Source organism: Dubosiella muris, from assembly GCF_004793885.1.
In the GTDB taxonomy this organism is placed as follows: Bacteria; Bacillota_I; Bacilli_A; order Erysipelotrichales; family Erysipelotrichaceae; genus Dubosiella; species Dubosiella muris.
Map to the genome: position 1 here is coordinate 28,510 of NZ_SRYG01000010.1, position 15,413 is coordinate 43,922.

Annotated in this window: 11 protein-coding genes and 1 tRNA gene; 8 read left to right on the forward strand and 4 right to left on the reverse strand. The window is 51.5% G+C overall.

The window, feature by feature from the left end; translation table 11 throughout:
- Positions 1–21: 21 nt before the first annotated feature.
- Positions 22–543: a hypothetical protein gene (locus E5336_RS05955; protein WP_135980174.1), complete on the reverse strand. Its 522-nt coding sequence runs from the start codon at positions 541–543 to the stop codon at positions 22–24.
- Positions 512–2,350 (reverse strand): YgiQ family radical SAM protein, encoded by a 1,839-nt coding sequence (locus E5336_RS05960; RefSeq protein WP_135980175.1) that lies wholly within the window; start codon positions 2,348–2,350, stop codon positions 512–514. The genes E5336_RS05955 and E5336_RS05960 overlap by 32 nt, the downstream gene beginning before the upstream one ends.
- Positions 2,351–2,559: 209 nt before the next feature.
- Between E5336_RS05960 and E5336_RS05965 the strand changes: the two genes are divergently transcribed.
- The gene (locus E5336_RS05965; RefSeq protein WP_135980176.1) at positions 2,560–4,038 is read left to right on the forward strand and encodes a family 1 glycosylhydrolase; all 1,479 of its coding nucleotides are present in this window, start codon (positions 2,560–2,562) and stop codon (positions 4,036–4,038) included.
- A gap of 113 nt (positions 4,039–4,151) precedes the next feature.
- A tRNA-Ser gene (locus E5336_RS05970) sits at positions 4,152–4,239 on the forward strand.
- Positions 4,240–4,292: 53 nt separating this feature from the next.
- Here the strand turns inward: E5336_RS05970 and E5336_RS05975 are convergent.
- Positions 4,293–5,228 carry a Gfo/Idh/MocA family protein gene (locus E5336_RS05975; RefSeq protein ID WP_168353577.1) on the reverse strand — a complete coding sequence of 312 codons (936 nt, stop codon included), beginning with the start codon at positions 5,226–5,228 and terminating at the stop codon, positions 4,293–4,295.
- 112 nt (positions 5,229–5,340) lie between these two features.
- Between E5336_RS05975 and E5336_RS05980 the strand changes: the two genes are divergently transcribed.
- The 3 genes from E5336_RS05980 (at position 5,341) to E5336_RS05990 (ending at position 8,102) form a co-directional block, all read left to right on the forward strand.
- Positions 5,341–6,165: a mechanosensitive ion channel family protein gene (locus tag E5336_RS05980; protein WP_135980178.1), complete on the forward strand. Its 825-nt coding sequence runs from the start codon at positions 5,341–5,343 to the stop codon at positions 6,163–6,165.
- Positions 6,166–6,298: 133 nt separating this feature from the next.
- Positions 6,299–6,868: a serine O-acetyltransferase EpsC gene (gene epsC, locus E5336_RS05985; RefSeq protein ID WP_277820802.1), complete on the forward strand. Its 570-nt coding sequence runs from the start codon at positions 6,299–6,301 to the stop codon at positions 6,866–6,868.
- Positions 6,855–8,102, forward strand: coding sequence for a tetratricopeptide repeat protein (locus E5336_RS05990; RefSeq protein ID WP_135980179.1), 1,248 nt, complete (start codon positions 6,855–6,857; stop codon positions 8,100–8,102). The genes epsC and E5336_RS05990 overlap by 14 nt, the downstream gene beginning before the upstream one ends.
- A gap of 1,037 nt (positions 8,103–9,139) precedes the next feature.
- On the opposite strand, the gene E5336_RS06000 is transcribed toward E5336_RS05990, so the two are convergent.
- Positions 9,140–9,685, reverse strand: coding sequence for a hypothetical protein (locus E5336_RS06000; protein ID WP_135980181.1), 546 nt, complete (start codon positions 9,683–9,685; stop codon positions 9,140–9,142).
- 144 nt (positions 9,686–9,829) lie between these two features.
- On the opposite strand from E5336_RS06000, the gene E5336_RS06005 reads away from it, so the two are divergent.
- The 3 genes from E5336_RS06005 (at position 9,830) to lepB (ending at position 15,401) form a co-directional block, all read left to right on the forward strand.
- Positions 9,830–10,591, forward strand: coding sequence for an AIM24 family protein (locus E5336_RS06005; protein WP_135980182.1), 762 nt, complete (start codon positions 9,830–9,832; stop codon positions 10,589–10,591).
- A 179-nt stretch (positions 10,592–10,770) separates the two neighbouring features.
- Positions 10,771–14,892: a DUF7601 domain-containing protein gene (locus E5336_RS06010; protein WP_168353579.1), complete on the forward strand. Its 4,122-nt coding sequence runs from the start codon at positions 10,771–10,773 to the stop codon at positions 14,890–14,892.
- Complete coding sequence (gene lepB / locus E5336_RS06015; RefSeq protein WP_135980184.1) at positions 14,889–15,401, forward strand: signal peptidase I; 513 nt, start codon at positions 14,889–14,891, stop codon at positions 15,399–15,401. The genes E5336_RS06010 and lepB overlap by 4 nt, the downstream gene beginning before the upstream one ends.
- The last annotated feature ends 12 nt before the right edge of the window (positions 15,402–15,413 follow it).

Genomic DNA, 15,413 nt, shown 5'->3' on the forward strand with positions numbered 1-15,413 from the left:
CCCAGCTTCCTTTCTCCTCCATTAACGATTTCCAGATCGTACGATCTTTTTTAACGCGCGAACGAACGGGTCGTACAGGAACACAAACTCCAAAAACACGATGCCCGCTTGAATGATCGACGTTTTCAAACCCATGAGGATGTAGAGAATCGTAAGCTTTTTGTCAAACAGGATAAACGGCAAATCAACGAGCTGCCCAAGAAACAGGGCGGCGATGGCGCCGTTGATCCACGCGATCCACTCGTGCTTTTTTACCGCTTTTTTCAAAGTGGCAAACCAAAGGGCGTAGCCGGGGAAAATGAGCGCGTACGCCACGTTCCACGGCATGAAGCCATGAAAAAGCAGCTGCAAAAGGCCGGTCAAGGCGCACGCCATCACGACTTCCTTTCTTGAAAACACCTGGGCGCACACGAAAATGGAAAAGGTGATCGCTTCCACATATAAAAGATTGGCGAACATGTGGAACACGATATAAAACAGCGCGCCCAGCATGGCGCAATGCGTCAGCTCCTTAGCGGTGAGGGCGCCGTTTTTGGTTGCCATACGGTTTTTTATAGTCGCCCTTTGGCGGATACGGCTTGATCAAACACTTTGGCCCGGTCCCGATCAAATCCTCGCGACCCGCTTTGATGAGCGCCTTTTTGACGATGTCGTAGTTTTTCGGATACGAATACTGCATGAGCGCCCGCTGCTCGAGCTTTTCCTCAAACGTCTTGGCCACGTACACCGGCTTCATGTTGCGCGGATCCAGACCGGTGTAGTACATGCACGTCGCCAGCGTGCCCGGCGTCGGATAAAAGTCCTGCACCTGCTTTGGCGTGTGGTGGATCTTTTTCAAGTAGCACGCCAGCTCGATGGCGTCCTTGAGCGTGCTGCCCGGATGGGAGCTCATCAAATACGGCACCAAATACTGGTTCATGCCAAACTCCTTGTTTTTGGCGTTGAACTTGTCGACAAACTGAAAATACAGCTCTTTGCGCGGCTTGCCCATCTTGTCGAGCACTTCGGCGCTCACGTGCTCGGGCGCGACTTTAAGCTGGCCGCTAATGTGGTACTGGACGAGCCGGTCGAAAAAGTCGTCGTTTTTATCGTACATCAAATAATCGTAGCGAATGCCCGAGCGGATGAACACCTTTTTGACGTTCGGCAACGCCCGGACCGCGTCCAGCATCTCCACGTAGTGGGAATGGTCGACTTTCATGTTTTTGCATGGTTTGGGCCACAAGCACTGCTTTTTCGGACACGCGCCGTGCTCGACTTGCTTGTCGCACGCCGGGCGCGAGAAGTTGGCGCTCGGACCGCCTACGTCGTGGATGTACCCTTTGAAGTTTTTCATCCGGGTGATTTGCTTCGCCTCCTCCACGACGCTTTCGGTGCTGCGGGTGGAAATGACGCGACCCTGGTGGCTCGTGATGGCGCAAAACGTGCAGTTGCCAAAGCAGCCGCGGTTGCTCGTGATGGAAAACTGCACTTCCTCGATGGCGGGCACGTATTTGTATTTGGGATGGAACGTGCGCTCGTACGGCAAAGCGTACGTGAAATCCATTTGTTCCTGCGTGAGCGGCAGCGGCGACTGGTTAACGACAACGTACCAGCCATCGTACGGCTCGACAAGCATGCGCGCGTTGATCGCGTCCTGGTTCTCGTACTGGGTCATGAAGCTTTTCGCGTACGATTTTTTATTCGTTTTCACTTCGTTGTACGAAGGCAGCACGATGTAGTCGTCAAAAATGGTATCGAGCGACTTCGTTTTCCACGCCGTCCCTCTTATATAGCAAATATCTTTGACGTCCATGCCGCTGGCCAGGGCGTCGGCGACTTCGATGATCGTGTTTTCGCCCATGCCAAACATGAGCAGGTCGGCCTGGCTGTCCATGAGGATGGAGCGGCGCACCTTGTCGTCCCAGTAGTCGTAGTGGGCCAGACGGCGCAAGCTCGCCTCAATGCCGCCAATGAGGACGGGAACGTCCGGGAACAGACGCTTGAGCACTTGCGAATACACGATCGTGGCCCGGTCCGGCCGTTTTCCCATCACACCTTCGTCGGTGTAGTTGTCCTTGTCGCGCCGGCGCTTGTTGACGGAATAGTGGTTGACCATCGAGTCGATGTTGCCCGCGCTCACCAAAAAGCCGAGCCGCGGCGTGCCGAACTGGAGAAACTCCTCGTCATTGTTCCAGTCGGGCTGGGAGAGAATCGCGCACGTGTAGCCAAACGTTTCAAGCGTCCGGGTAATGATCGCGCACCCGAACGACGGGTGGTCGACGTACGCGTCGCCGCTCACATAGACGAAATCGACCTGGTCGAGTCCGGCTTCCTTCATTTCAGCGGCCGTTGTCGGTAAAAATGCCATAAGACACCTCGTTTCTATTTCTCGTAAATCGTTTCCATGGTACAAGATGGAGGAAAAATAATCAATGGTTTCCTCGTCGTCCGCGGCGTGTCGAAGTGTTTTGACGGGAAGGGGACTTTTTGCGAAACGTTGTTCCAAAAAAATGAAAGCGGTTGCGTCCAGGCAAAATTGGATTGATAATAAAGACAAAGAGAAAGGCGGAATTGTAAATGAGTTTTCGAGAAGATTTTTTGTGGGGCGGCGCGAGCGCGGCCAACCAGTATGAAGGAGGCTATTTGTCGGGCGGCAAAGGCCTGGCCGTCGCGGACGCGCTGACGGGTGGCGATGGCATCCATGGCGTTCCGCGCACGTTTATCGCGAAGATGCCGGATGGCACGATGAAAAAATTCGGCAACATGGAGGAAGTGCCGTTGGGCGCGGAAGTCATCGTCGACGAGAACACGTACTATCCAAGCCACGTGGCGACGGACTTCTACCATCACTGGAAGGAAGATTTGGCGCTGAGCGCCGAGATGGGATTTAAATGCTTCCGGATGTCGATCAACTGGACGCGTATTTTCCCGAACGGGGACGACGAGACGCCAAACGAGGAAGGCCTGCAGTTTTACGAGGATGTGTTCAAGGAGTGCAAGCGTCTGGGCATGGAGCCGCTTGTGACGATTTACCATTTCGACTGTCCGCTGCATTTGGCCAACGCCTACGACGGCTGGGTGTCGAAGCATACGCTGGAGGCGTTCAAACGGTACGCGAAGCTGTTGTTCGAGCGCTACAAAGGCCTCGTGCACTACTGGCTGACGATCAACGAGATCAACATCAACACCAACTTTATGATGAATGGCGTGCACGACCATATTTCGAACCGGCAAAACGCGGAGCAGGCGCGCTACAACTTGTTTGTGGGCAGCGCGTACGCGGTGAAAGTGGGACATGAGATCGACCCGGAAAACAAGATCGGCTTGATGATCGCCCATGGCGTGTCGTATCCGTACTCGTGCGATCCAAAGGACGTGTTCGCCGAACTCGACGACAGCCGGCATGGCAAGTGGCTGTATGGCGACGTGCAGGTGCGCGGCAAATATCCGCAATGGAAGATTAACGAGCTGAAGCGCGAAGGGATCACGCTCGATAAGGATCCGGGTGATGACGAGCTGTTGAAAGAAGGCGTCGTGGATTTCTACTCGTTCTCGTATTACAGCTCGCAGGCAATCGCGGCGAAAACCGACGACAAGGAGTCGAGCGCGGGCAACCAGTCGCATGGCGTGAAAAATCCGCACTTGCAGGCGTCGGAATGGGGCTGGACGATCGACCCGCTCGGCTTGCGGATCACGCTCAACGAGATTTACGACCGCTACCAGATCCCGTTGATGATCGTCGAGAACGGATTGGGCGCGCTGGACAAAGTCGAGGAAGATGGCAGCGTGCACGACCCGTATCGCATCAACTACATGCGCGACCACATCCAGATGATGAAGGATGCGGTGGAAATCGACGGTGTCGACTTGATGGGCTACACGCCTTGGGGCTCGATCGACCTCGTGTCGGCGGGAACGGGCGAAATGCGCAAGCGCTACGGCTTCGTGTATGTCAACATGGATGACGACGGCAACGGCGATTTGTCTCGGAGCAAGAAGGACTCGTTCTTTTATATGAAAAAAGTGTACGAGTCCAACGGGGAAGACCTGGATTAACAATAAGCAAAAAGAACGTCGGGACGCCCGGCGTTTTTTTAACGGCGCAAAAGAAGGAAATTCAAAATCGTGTTTGACAAAAAGGACAGCATCCATTATTATAAACGGGTAACGGAGAGTTGTCCGAGCGGCTTAAGGTGCAGTCTTGGAAAGGCTGTGTAGTGAAAGCTACCAAGAGTTCGAATCTCTTACTCTCCGCCATTTTTTTTTTACAACGCAAGCGCCGAACGATTTTCGCCCGGCGCTTTTTTCTTTTATTTGGATTCGCGCGCGATTCGATCCATCATTTGCGCGCAAGCCAGCGAGTCCTGAAGCGGCATGATGTCGCTTTCTTTTTTTCCTTCGCGCACAAGTTGTTCGAAGTGGGCGATTTCGCCATAAAAATCATCCTGTTCGTAAGGATAGACGAATGGGTTCGCCATTCCGTTTTCCTCCAGCGTCCAGCCTTCTGCCCGATGGAAGTTTGGAATCGTGATCGACCAGGTTTTCGCTCCTATGACGGCTTGGACGTCTTTTGTCCGGTCGCAGGCGCATTCCATGGCGCACGTCGCGCCCTCGTATGTGAAAATCACGCGGTCAAACACGTCGACTCCATGCGCCACGCGTGATTCGCACGCCACGTCAAGCAGTTTCCGGTCTTTCATCAAGTCCTGCATCAGCGCGATTCCATACACGCCGCAGTCCAGCAAAATGCCGCCGCCCGGCGTTTGGTACACGTAGGAGTCGGGATCGTAGGCGAACTGCCGATCCATTGTCACATCCAGATAGGCGGGTGTTCTGGCGCGCAAAGCATGTTTCAAGGCGTGATACGCCGGCGTGAAGCGCTCTTTCATCGCCTCCATGCACAAGGTGTCGTTTTTTTGGGCCGCCTCGATGATCATTTTTACTTCCTCGCTGTCGATCGCGAGCGGTTTTTCGCACAGCACGGGCTTTTTGCGAGCCAGCGCGGCAAGAACAGCGTTGGCGTGCAGTCGGTGCGGCAACGCGATATAGACGGCTTCGATGGCCGGATCGTTGAGCAGCGTTTCTGGATCCAGCGTATACCACCCGATTTCGAATCGCTGGCAAAATCGTTTGAGTTTTTCCTCGTCGCGTCCGCATACCATGGCAATCGAGGCGTTTTCCATGCGCGCGATGGATTGGGCGAACCGGTGGGCGATGTTCCCGGCGCCGATGATCCCCCATTTCATTTGCATCCCTTCTTTCTTTGTTTCTATTATACGGAAAGAAGGCAGGAAGTTAACATTGCGTGCGCGAAAACGGTACAATAAAGAGGAATGAAAATAAGGGGGAAGATGGAACATGGATGGTTTGTATCAATTTCATATTTCGGATTTGAATTTTGAAGCGTTTTTCACTCATCTCGGACCTTTTTTGGAAAAGGCGTGGATCCCGCTTCTGGAAGTCGTTTGCGGGGTCGTGCTCGGACCGTTCGTGAAGCGGATTTTGATGCGCGCGGCCCGCAACGCTCCCGATCAGGGCGCGCTGACGTTTCTCGCTTCGTTTTCAAATATCACGATTATCGTCTTTTCAATTATTCTTGCCATCGAGCAGCTTGGCATCAATATGACAAGCATCGTCGCGCTCGTGTCGGCTTTGGGACTGGGCGTGTCGCTGGCTGTGAAAAACAACATGGCCAACGTCGCGGGCGGCATTCAAATCCTTTTGACAAAGCCGTTTGTCGTGGGCGACTATATTCGCATTGACGAGCACAAAGGGGTCGTCAAGTCGATTGAGCTGATGTTCACGACGCTGGTGACCGACAACAACAAGCTGGTTGTCGTGCCCAACGATGAAATCGTGACCAATTTGGTCACGAACTATTCTCAAACGCCAACCCGCCGTTTGCGGCTCGTGATTCCGGTCAAGCTGCCGGACGACATTCCCAAAGTGTGCGCGCGCATCCAGGCGATTGTCGAAGGGGATCCGCGCATTTTGAAAGATCCGCCGCTGCGCGTGACGGTGGACAAAGTCGTGGAAGGCTACGCCAATATTTTGCTGATCGCGTACGTCGACTGGGAAGACTACGAGCGCTGCAAGGAAGATTTCAACTACAAGATCGTATCGAATTTGAAACAGTTTCAGCCACAGCCTAAAGCGGACGATTCCTCCTCCGATTCGGAGTGAATCGCTCCTTTTTTTATTGGAAGCGCGCGAACGCGAAAAAACGGATCCGGCCGGCCGCGTTCCATTGTGTGATTGTATGTGTTTGAAAGCAAGACACCTTGCAATTTGAATGAAAAATTAATAAAATTAACCCATGTCTAAGAATTCAATTTTACGACTCGCGTCGTATAATATCAAACGAACGATGGCGCTGGATCCAGCCGCCAAATCGAAATTCGAAGTGCTGTTTATTTATCCGCACATCAAGGCGTTGTACCATTATCGCATCGCCCACCACTTTTGGGTGCGCGGACACCATTTGCTGGCGCGCTGGATTTCGAACCGGGCCCGCCACAAGACGGGGATCGAGATCCATCCGGGCGCTCAAATCGGCAAAGGGCTAGTCATCGACCATGGAATGGGCGTCGTCATTGGCGAGACGACGATCATTGGCGACGATTGCCAGCTGTATCACGGGGTGACGCTGGGCGGGCGGGGTTCGACCGACTGCAAGCGGCATCCGACGCTGGAAGATGGCGCCTACGTGGGGTCGGGCGCGAAGGTGCTTGGCAACATCACGCTGGGAAAAGGCAGCAAAGTGGGAGCCAACGCGGTCGTCCTCGAGGATGTGCCGCCTTACGCCACGGCCGTTGGATTGCCGGCGCGCAATATTTTAAAAGAGGAAAAACTAGAAGAGAAAAAGGAAAATTATGTGGAAATATAAATGTAAGTCGCAGTTTTTTGTTTTACTCATTTCATTTTTTGCCGGTGTCTTGCTCATGGCGTTCACCTTTTCAAATTCCGCGATCATGAACGCCGACATTTTGCCGGCGGAAGTCATTTCGTTCATGAAGTCGAACATCGTTTTGACTTATGTGGCCGGTGGCATGACCGTGGCCGGCATCGTCAACGTGATCCTGATTACGCAAATGCTCATGCCGCTGAGCCAGTGGGCGCCGTTCATGATTTTCGCGATGTTGTTTATCGCGCCCGATTACGTGTTTATCGCCAGCATCGTGCTTGTCATCCCGATGATGATCTTGTCGTTGTACGGATGGCTTTCGCTGCGCTCGAACATGACGCGTGAAATGCGGTCCCGCAAAATCAGCGACGAACAGGAAATCGTGCGGATTTATCAAATCCACCACGCGCTGCTGCCCGAGTACAAGGAAATGGCGATCGCGTGCCGGAAAAACGTGGAGCGGGTTTCCGCGATTTACGCGCTGGGCATCGTGGCGATCTTCTGCATCATGTTGTTCGTCAACAACTTGTGGATCCTGATTATTGCTTTGTTTTTTTACATGATGGCGTTCAACGCCCTGCTTCGGTACCGGACGTCGTGCTTCATTCCGATCACGAAGCTGCTTTATGAAAAATGCGATCCGGAAGCGTGCGCGTCGGCCATCATTTATTATTCGACGAAAGGGAAAAAGATCCGTCTGACGCAAAAGGCGCTCTTCGCGCAATGCCTCATTTATATGAACGACCCGGAACTTGCCCAGGATGTGCTGATTACGTATCCGCGTAAAGATCCGGCCAGCTCGCTGACGTACTGGAGCTTGATGGCGTATATCGACTATTTGCTCAAAGACGAGGAAGCGCTTGAAAGAGCCGAGGAGGAGGCGTCGCGGGTTCGTTTGAATTTTGGTCCGACCGGCGTCATGATTCGTTCGGAGGAGCTCGCTTCCATCAAAAACAAAGTGAATCTCATGAACGGCGATTTCAACGAATGCAAGAAGTTTTACTTGAACGCGCTCAAGCGCTCTCCGTTTCCATTTCAGCAAGCGGACGCCAGCTACTATATTGCGCTCATTAGCTTCGTGCAGGAAGAATACAAAGTCGCGAAAATGTATTTTGAGAAAGTCGTGCAAATCGGAAACAAATTGTATTTTGTCAAAAACGCGAAAGCGTACCTCGACAAGATCGACAACATGGATTTGTCGGACGAGGAAATGTAAGACGATTGAAACGGAAAGATTTTGGCCTTTCCGTTTTTTTTACACCTTTCCTTGCGAAAGCAAAAAGGGTATATTCGTTGAAATAGGAATAACGGATGGAAGCATCGGCGTTTATGATTGCGTTGTGTTGACAAAAAAAGCTTTATAACATGCCGAACGAAACAACAAAAGCCGCGTTTTGGATTGCGATGCATAGAAAAAGTTCGCTTTCCGGTTCATTGACAGTTTTAACTGCACCAATATAATTAATTTGGAAAGTTGAAATTTCCTTTGAAGCCCGAGGATGACGGGATGCGAAAGCGAAGAATATTGCCTTTTTTTATAGAAAGGAAGACTATGGGAAGTCAAAATAAACGAAAAATCAAAGTTGGTATGGTTCATCATAACTTTTTTAAAGACCTTAAAGATTCAGATCCAGAATTGTTAACGGGTAAAAGAGAGAGATGCATAGAAGGCCCTGTCTCATCTTGATCAAGATAAAATACAAAAAGAAAGATTATACCTTTGCTTTGCCACTCCGCTCAAATATATCCGGTTTTTGTCCTAAAAACACTTATTTCGCATTGCCTACGCGTTCCACTACCCGTGATAGAAACCATCATGGAATCCATTATTCAAAAGCTTTTCCAGTTGACCCAAAATATTTACTCCCTTACCAAATGAATGACGACATGTATGGAGAACTTGTTCTTGCTTTGATTGAAAAAAAACATCAAACAAATCATTCGAGATTTTAGATCTTATATTGTAAATTACGAAAAAGGAATCCGTCCTAAATTTTGCGTTGACATGGAGAACGCAATCGAGAAACAAAATTTGTAGTCAATTCCTCTTTTTGATTCTTCCATCTATCGTCTAAACGAAATACAAGAAATCATCCTTTTCATTGCGGATATCTTCTTTTTGCTTTCAATACGAAACTTTCATTTTATACGGGCTGTAAAGGCTCAAAAACCGGTAGACGAATTTGACAGCGTGAAAAATGCGTCGTTTAACGTTGCCGATGGGACGAAGCGTTTTCCCTTCCCAATGACGTTTCATGGTTCGCGAACCAAACTCCACGCCAGCACCACATTGACGCCGACGCTAAACGCCATCTCGCACAAAGCGTTGACGTGGCCTGCGCTTGTCAGACATAAGAAGCTGAGAGCGAACACGGTCATCAAGGAAAAGCCCAGTTGGCGGTACGCTTTGGAAAGGGTGAAGACAGGCTGGAAAAACGTGACGATCCATTCAAGCATGAAGGCGCAAACGCACACGATCGCCAGCCACACGTGGATGTCGTTGACCCAGCCGGGCAGCCCGGGATCGTAAGGCACGACGCACGAAAGCGGCATGCCGGCGCAAATGAAAAGGTGGAGGAATTTTTGGTACGAAATATGGTACCTGTTCCAAATCGACTTGGAAAACCAGTACATACCAATCACACTCGACACGGCCCAAATCCACAAAAAGAGCGGATGGTGGAGGGTGTTGCCGATATAGCTTAAATTGTCATACGACGGGTCGATCATAAAAAAGACGAGCGCGTTCAGCGCCGGATTGAGCAGCCAGCCATACAAAAGAATCCAAAAACGTTTCATTCGACTATTGTAGCGAAAAGATGGAAATTTGTATATCGGTGCCGGCAAAAAAGCGGAAAGATTTGGAGAACGTGTGCCGATTTCCGGAAAATACGCTATGATGGAAAAGTGAAAGTGTTTCAAAAGCACGGAAAGGAAGTTTTTATGTATACGATTAAAAATCTCAAAAACAATCCCAATATTGAAATGACGGCCCAGGCCGGGCCGTTCACGATTTGGGAGTACAAGCAGGAGCGCTCGACTAACATCGCCGACGCCTCCATGGAATATTACGCTTCGAAAATGAACATCCGCAAGCGGCAGGTTTTATGCCAGGTAAGCCGCGGCGAAGGCATCGTGCTGCAAGCCGGCGCGATGCAGTGGACAGCCGGCAACGTCAACGCGACGACGGGCGTCAAAGGCGTCGGCGACTTTTTCGGGAAGATGATTGGCGGCAGCGTGACCGGCGAGGCCGGGATCAAGCCGGAATACCAAGGTGAAGGCGTCGTCATGACCGAGCCGACCTACAAATATTTGCTGCCGGTCGACGTGTCGGAATGGGGCAGCGGTATCGTGCTGGAAGACGGCATGTTTTTGGCGTGCTCCGAGCGGCTGGAGCGCAAAGTCGTTTCCCGCAAGTCGCTATCCAGCGCGGTGGCGGGAAACGAAGGTCTGTTTAACTTGTGCCTGCGCGGATCGGGCGTGGCGATTTTGGAAAGCCGCTATCCGAAAGAAGAGCTCATCGAAATCACACTGGAAAACGACGAGCTGAAAATCGACGGCTCCATGGCGGTGGCATGGAGTGCCGACCTTCAATTTACCGTTGAGCGGGCGGGAAAAACGCTTGTCGGTTCCGCTGCGAGCGGCGAAGGTCTGGTCAACGTGTTTCGGGGAACAGGCAAAGTGCTCATGGCCCCGGTTGCCTAGAAAATCAGGATGCTTCGGCATCCTTTTTTGCTGGAAATGGAGCCGTTTATTGGGATTGACTCACAAAATATGGGATGTTTTGAGCGTTACAATCTGTGTGAACAATGAAAAATGCTAAACTGAAATTGCTGGAGAGCACCTGTTCCATGTGCAAACCACTTTTAGAAAGGGGGAATTCCATGAAAACAGGATTGCGAGGATTGTTTTGTCTCGCATTAACCGGCACTTTGTCGGTTAGTTATGTTCTTCCTGTTCAAGCCGAAGAAGCCGGTTCTGAAGCGCCAGCCGAGGATCCATCCGTGGCGGAAACGACAGAAGAAACCGGCCAGGTAGCGGAAGAATGTGAAGTTCCCGCACCCCAACAAGAAATTCCGGTCGAATCCACAAATCCGCCTCCCGACTCATCCACACCAAATGACGTAGAAGAACCGGTGGAGGACACGCCGCAACCGGCCGAACCCGAGCAGCCAAAAGAGGAAGCGAAGGAAGAGGACGAAGAGAAGGATGACGTGGAAACGACGATTCGCGCCAACGGCATCGAGCTCACCGGCCTTGATCTGGCTGCTGTCAAAATCAAAGAGGAAACGACGGCGGCAAAAGCGTGGCGCGACACCCTGGAAACGGACGATGAATCGGTGGAATCTATCAAAGAATGGTCATTGAGTCCGGCAATCGCGGGCTCTTTCAAAGCGCGTTTTGAACTGGACGATTCCACGCTGCCTTGCGTTTTATACGAGGTAGTCGATGGCAATCTCCATCCGCTTGCCTCTTCCAACGACTTTAATGGAAACACGGTTTCCTTTGACGGAGAGCAAATTGAAAAAATCGTTCTCGCGCAAATGGCGCCAAAGGAAAAGCCGAAAAAGGCGCGCGCCATCGAGCGGGCCGCCCAAAAGGTGACCATCGACTTCAAGGTCCAGTATCCGGGCAGCACGTCGTATGAAAGTGTGACCAACTGGAGCGATACGACCCAGGAAATCAACGCGGGCGACACGTTGCAAGCGGTGACGTTTCCGACCAACGCGCAACTTGAAAAGGTAAAAGGCGACAACTTGTTAACGAACTGGTACACCGATGAAGCGTGCACCCAAAAAGCGGATATGAACGCGCCAGTCAACGCGTCGATGACCTTGTACGCCAAATACGTGGAATCGCGTTATGTGCGGATGCGAGAGCTCATCAACACGGAAAATCCGCCTTCCCAAACATTCACGTGGCATTTGACGGCGACGACGAATTCGCCGGCCGATATTTATACGCCGGCGATATCCAGCGACATCACGAAAAACGGTACAAACGACTATACGTTGAATTTGCCGGACGACAGCGATATTCGCTTTTACATGCCGGTCGGCACGACGTTCCAAATCGTGGAGGACGATTACTCCTCCCAGGGGTACGACACGTACTGGCAATGGAAGCACCAAATTGTCCGTGGAAACACGAGCGATCCGATCACGCTCAGCTCCAACGAATCGTTTTATTTCATCAACTGCAAGCAGCCATATATTCGATACGATGTGTATACGTACGCGAACGTGGTGTATTCCGATGATAAAAATACGACACTGCTGTCGGATTACGGAATGGGAACCGGAAAAGTCTGGGGACCAACTGTAACAAGACCAGGGTACTGGCCTCTAGGGTTGAACTTGTTTACGATGCATCCGGATATCCTTTATCCAAACGACAATCCGAATCAAAATATTTCGCCTAGCTTTACGGGAACGCAAATCAACGGATACGCCACGATCACGGTCGGCGGCTACACGTATCAATACGCCGCGACGCCGGAGCAGCAGACAAAGCCGGGCTATTTCACGGTGAACTGGACAAAAATTCAAAGCGCCTACAACCGGAGGCCCGGCAGCAACGATATGTATACAACGAGTGATAATCCTATTTCGTACTTGATGACAGGCGATGTCATTTTGAATCGAATCATCCCGCACGATGTGACGTTTAAGGTTCGCTATCCGGGCAGCACGAATTTTGAAACGATGCGCAACTTTAACCCCGGACCTCTCATTCAGGGGGATCCTTTGTCTTCGTTGAATCCGCCCGATTCCGATATGACACAAAACGGTGTCACCTACAAGCTATCCTCGTGGTACACAAACGAGAATTTAACGACCAAGGCGGATATGGACGGAACGGTAAACGCCAACACGACCCTTTACGCCACGTACATGCCGGTCAATGCGGTGTACACGTATGGAAACATCAAAGATGGCAGCGGTCAGGTGCTGGCGACGATGGGTCTTGGCACGGCAAGCGCGACCGGCGTCAATTTGCCGCTTCCCGGCCAGGCGCAAACGGGCGTGAATTTGATGGACAACTCCACGACGATCGACTATCCCGCGCGCTATCCGAACATTACCTATAACGGAATCACGTACGCCTATACGGCAGACGCGACGCCGGGAACCAACGAGTACACGATTCAATGGGATTCTCTGGAAGCGAAAAACATGGTGATTGCCGGCGACAACAGCGCCTACACGCCGCAAGCCGGGTCGGTTTACTGGCTCAACGGGACGATCACATTAAATCCGATGCGCTACACGTTCGCGATTTATTCGATGAATCCGGGCAGCACGACGTACACGCGGGAGCGGTATGGCTATGTTGACGAAGGTGGCGAGGTTACCAATATCGCCTTGAATTATATTAAATCATGGAATGGAAAAGAATATTATGCGACGCAGTTCTATACCAATCCGGAATGTACGATCAAAGCGGATTTGGTGCAGGAAAGCCAGACGTCAAGAACATACAAAACGAAAAACCCGGTCGAAAGCAATGTGACGCTGTATAAAAAATACGAGCCTATGAACGAGCTGATGATCAAGACCCAAATCAACGGACCGTCGGATGCGCAGCAAAAAGCCTCGTTCGCGATCACAAGCTCGAACCCGGGGCCAAACTTCACGATTCCGGCTGCCGGCTATCCGATCCACGCGATTCCGGCTTTTCAAAACACGCAGATGACCGAGACCGGGCCAGGAGACTATACGTGGAACATGCCGATTCAATCACAGGTTTTCCGGTTTTATTTACCGGATCAAACCACGTTCGACATTTCCCAGAACAGCCTTGCCCAGCAAGGCTACAAAACCTACTATCAATGGGACGGGCAAGTGCGTGAAACGCTTTCCACCGGCGATATTGTGATTCCGGCCGGGCAGAGCACGCTGGGCATCATTTACGCCAAAGGGCCATACATAAAACAAAATATTTATTCCTATGGCAAACTTCCGGATGGAACGTATGTCGGACTCGGTCAAGGGCAGGCGAGCGCCGGACCATTGTTGAGTGTGGATAAAGCGGCGGTCCAAACAAACTATATGGATTTCAATCCGGACATTACCGGACCGGCCATCTATCCGAATATCACGTATCAGGGAAAACAATACGTGTACGCAGACGCAAACAGCGCGCAAGCCCGACAGCCGGGCTACTACACGATTTCCTCATGGGATACATTGAAAGCGGTGCAGGCGGTGGAGCCTGGAGCGAACAACTTCTATCCCGCTTCGCAAACCGCCAACTATCGTTTGAACGGCACGATCCATTTGAACACGTACAACGAGATGACGTTTAAGGTAAAGGACGTAGGCTCGCAACAGTTTACGGATGTGCAAAACTACGCGCCAGTCAAACTGGACACGAACGATCCGTTGTCGAGTGTCGCGCCGGCGATGCCGGACAAGACGGTCAACGGAATCACCTATACGTTGAAGGGATGGTACACGAACGAGGCGCTGACGAACGCAGCCAACTTGAATGGCACGATGGCGCAGGATACGACCTTGTATGGCGAGTACACGCCGGCGATGAAGACTCTTACGTTGCGTAGCGACAATGTGAATGGCAATTTGGACGCCGACGCCCATCAGGCATTCACATACCGGATCACGCTGAGTCCATCCAGTCAAATGTCGGTCACGGCATCCAGCAATGTAAAGCTGGTAGGAAACAACACCTACGAGGTCACATTGGAAAGCGGGCAGGAGGCGACGCTGAATGTTCCGGATGGAACAACGTATTCGATCGTTCAAACCAATCCGAGTTCCTTGTATGAAACCTCGTGGCAGGCTGCCAACGGCAATGGATCCGTATCGGGAACGAACAGGTCGGCCGCGCAGCAAGTCGTTGGCGATTCGACGTGCACGTTCACGAACCGGCGCGCCAGTCCGCCGCCAACCGCCTACGACTCGAATGACTGGACGCCTTATCTTTTGATGGCGGGCGCCTTGATCGCGATGGCCGGATTTCTGCTGCGAAGGAGAAAAGGATGAGCGATGATCAGCAACGAAAAAAGGACAAAGCCGAAATCAAATTGTTTTTGAAGCGGCTCGCCATCTTCGTGGTGGCGATGGTCATCCTGTTTGGTTTCGTTTTTCGAATCGTCGTCATGCCAAGCGACGATATGAAGCCGGCCATCCGGATCGGCGATATCGAGCTGGTGTATTGCCTGCCTTCGACCAAACGGGTCGGACAGGTCGTCTATTACAAAGAGGATGGAAAAAAATACACGGGGCGGATCGTCGCGGGGCCGAAAGACACGGTTTCGATTCAGGACGAAACGTTGTATATCAACGGCAACCCGACATCCAATCCATCCATTTACTATGAAACGCCTGCGTATGAAGGCGATGTGAAATATCCGCTCACCTTGAAAGAGGACGAATATTTCGTTTTGAGCGATTTTAGGGAAGGGGCAGTTGACAGTCGAAGTTTTGGTCCGGTAAATAAAAGCCAGATCATCGGGACTGTCATCACGATTATCAGACGCTCGCAAATCTAGCGTGAAAAGAAA

Excerpts from the sequence above, each read along its gene's own strand:
- E5336_RS05955 (WP_135980174.1), bottom strand. The coding sequence starts at position 543 with ATGGCAACCAAAAACGGCGCCCTCACCGCTAAGGAGCTGACGCATTGC.
- E5336_RS05960 (WP_135980175.1), bottom strand. The coding sequence starts at position 2,350 with ATGGCATTTTTACCGACAACGGCCGCTGAAATGAAGGAAGCCGGACTC.
- E5336_RS05965 (WP_135980176.1), top strand. The coding sequence starts at position 2,560 with ATGAGTTTTCGAGAAGATTTTTTGTGGGGCGGCGCGAGCGCGGCCAAC.
- E5336_RS05975 (WP_168353577.1), bottom strand. The coding sequence starts at position 5,228 with ATGAAATGGGGGATCATCGGCGCCGGGAACATCGCCCACCGGTTCGCC.
- E5336_RS05980 (WP_135980178.1), top strand. The coding sequence starts at position 5,341 with ATGGATGGTTTGTATCAATTTCATATTTCGGATTTGAATTTTGAAGCG.
- epsC (WP_277820802.1), top strand. The coding sequence starts at position 6,299 with ATGTCTAAGAATTCAATTTTACGACTCGCGTCGTATAATATCAAACGA.
- E5336_RS05990 (WP_135980179.1), top strand. The coding sequence starts at position 6,855 with ATGTGGAAATATAAATGTAAGTCGCAGTTTTTTGTTTTACTCATTTCA.
- E5336_RS06000 (WP_135980181.1), bottom strand. The coding sequence starts at position 9,685 with ATGAAACGTTTTTGGATTCTTTTGTATGGCTGGCTGCTCAATCCGGCG.
- E5336_RS06005 (WP_135980182.1), top strand. The coding sequence starts at position 9,830 with ATGTATACGATTAAAAATCTCAAAAACAATCCCAATATTGAAATGACG.
- E5336_RS06010 (WP_168353579.1), top strand. The coding sequence starts at position 10,771 with ATGAAAACAGGATTGCGAGGATTGTTTTGTCTCGCATTAACCGGCACT.
- lepB (WP_135980184.1), top strand. The coding sequence starts at position 14,889 with ATGAGCGATGATCAGCAACGAAAAAAGGACAAAGCCGAAATCAAATTG.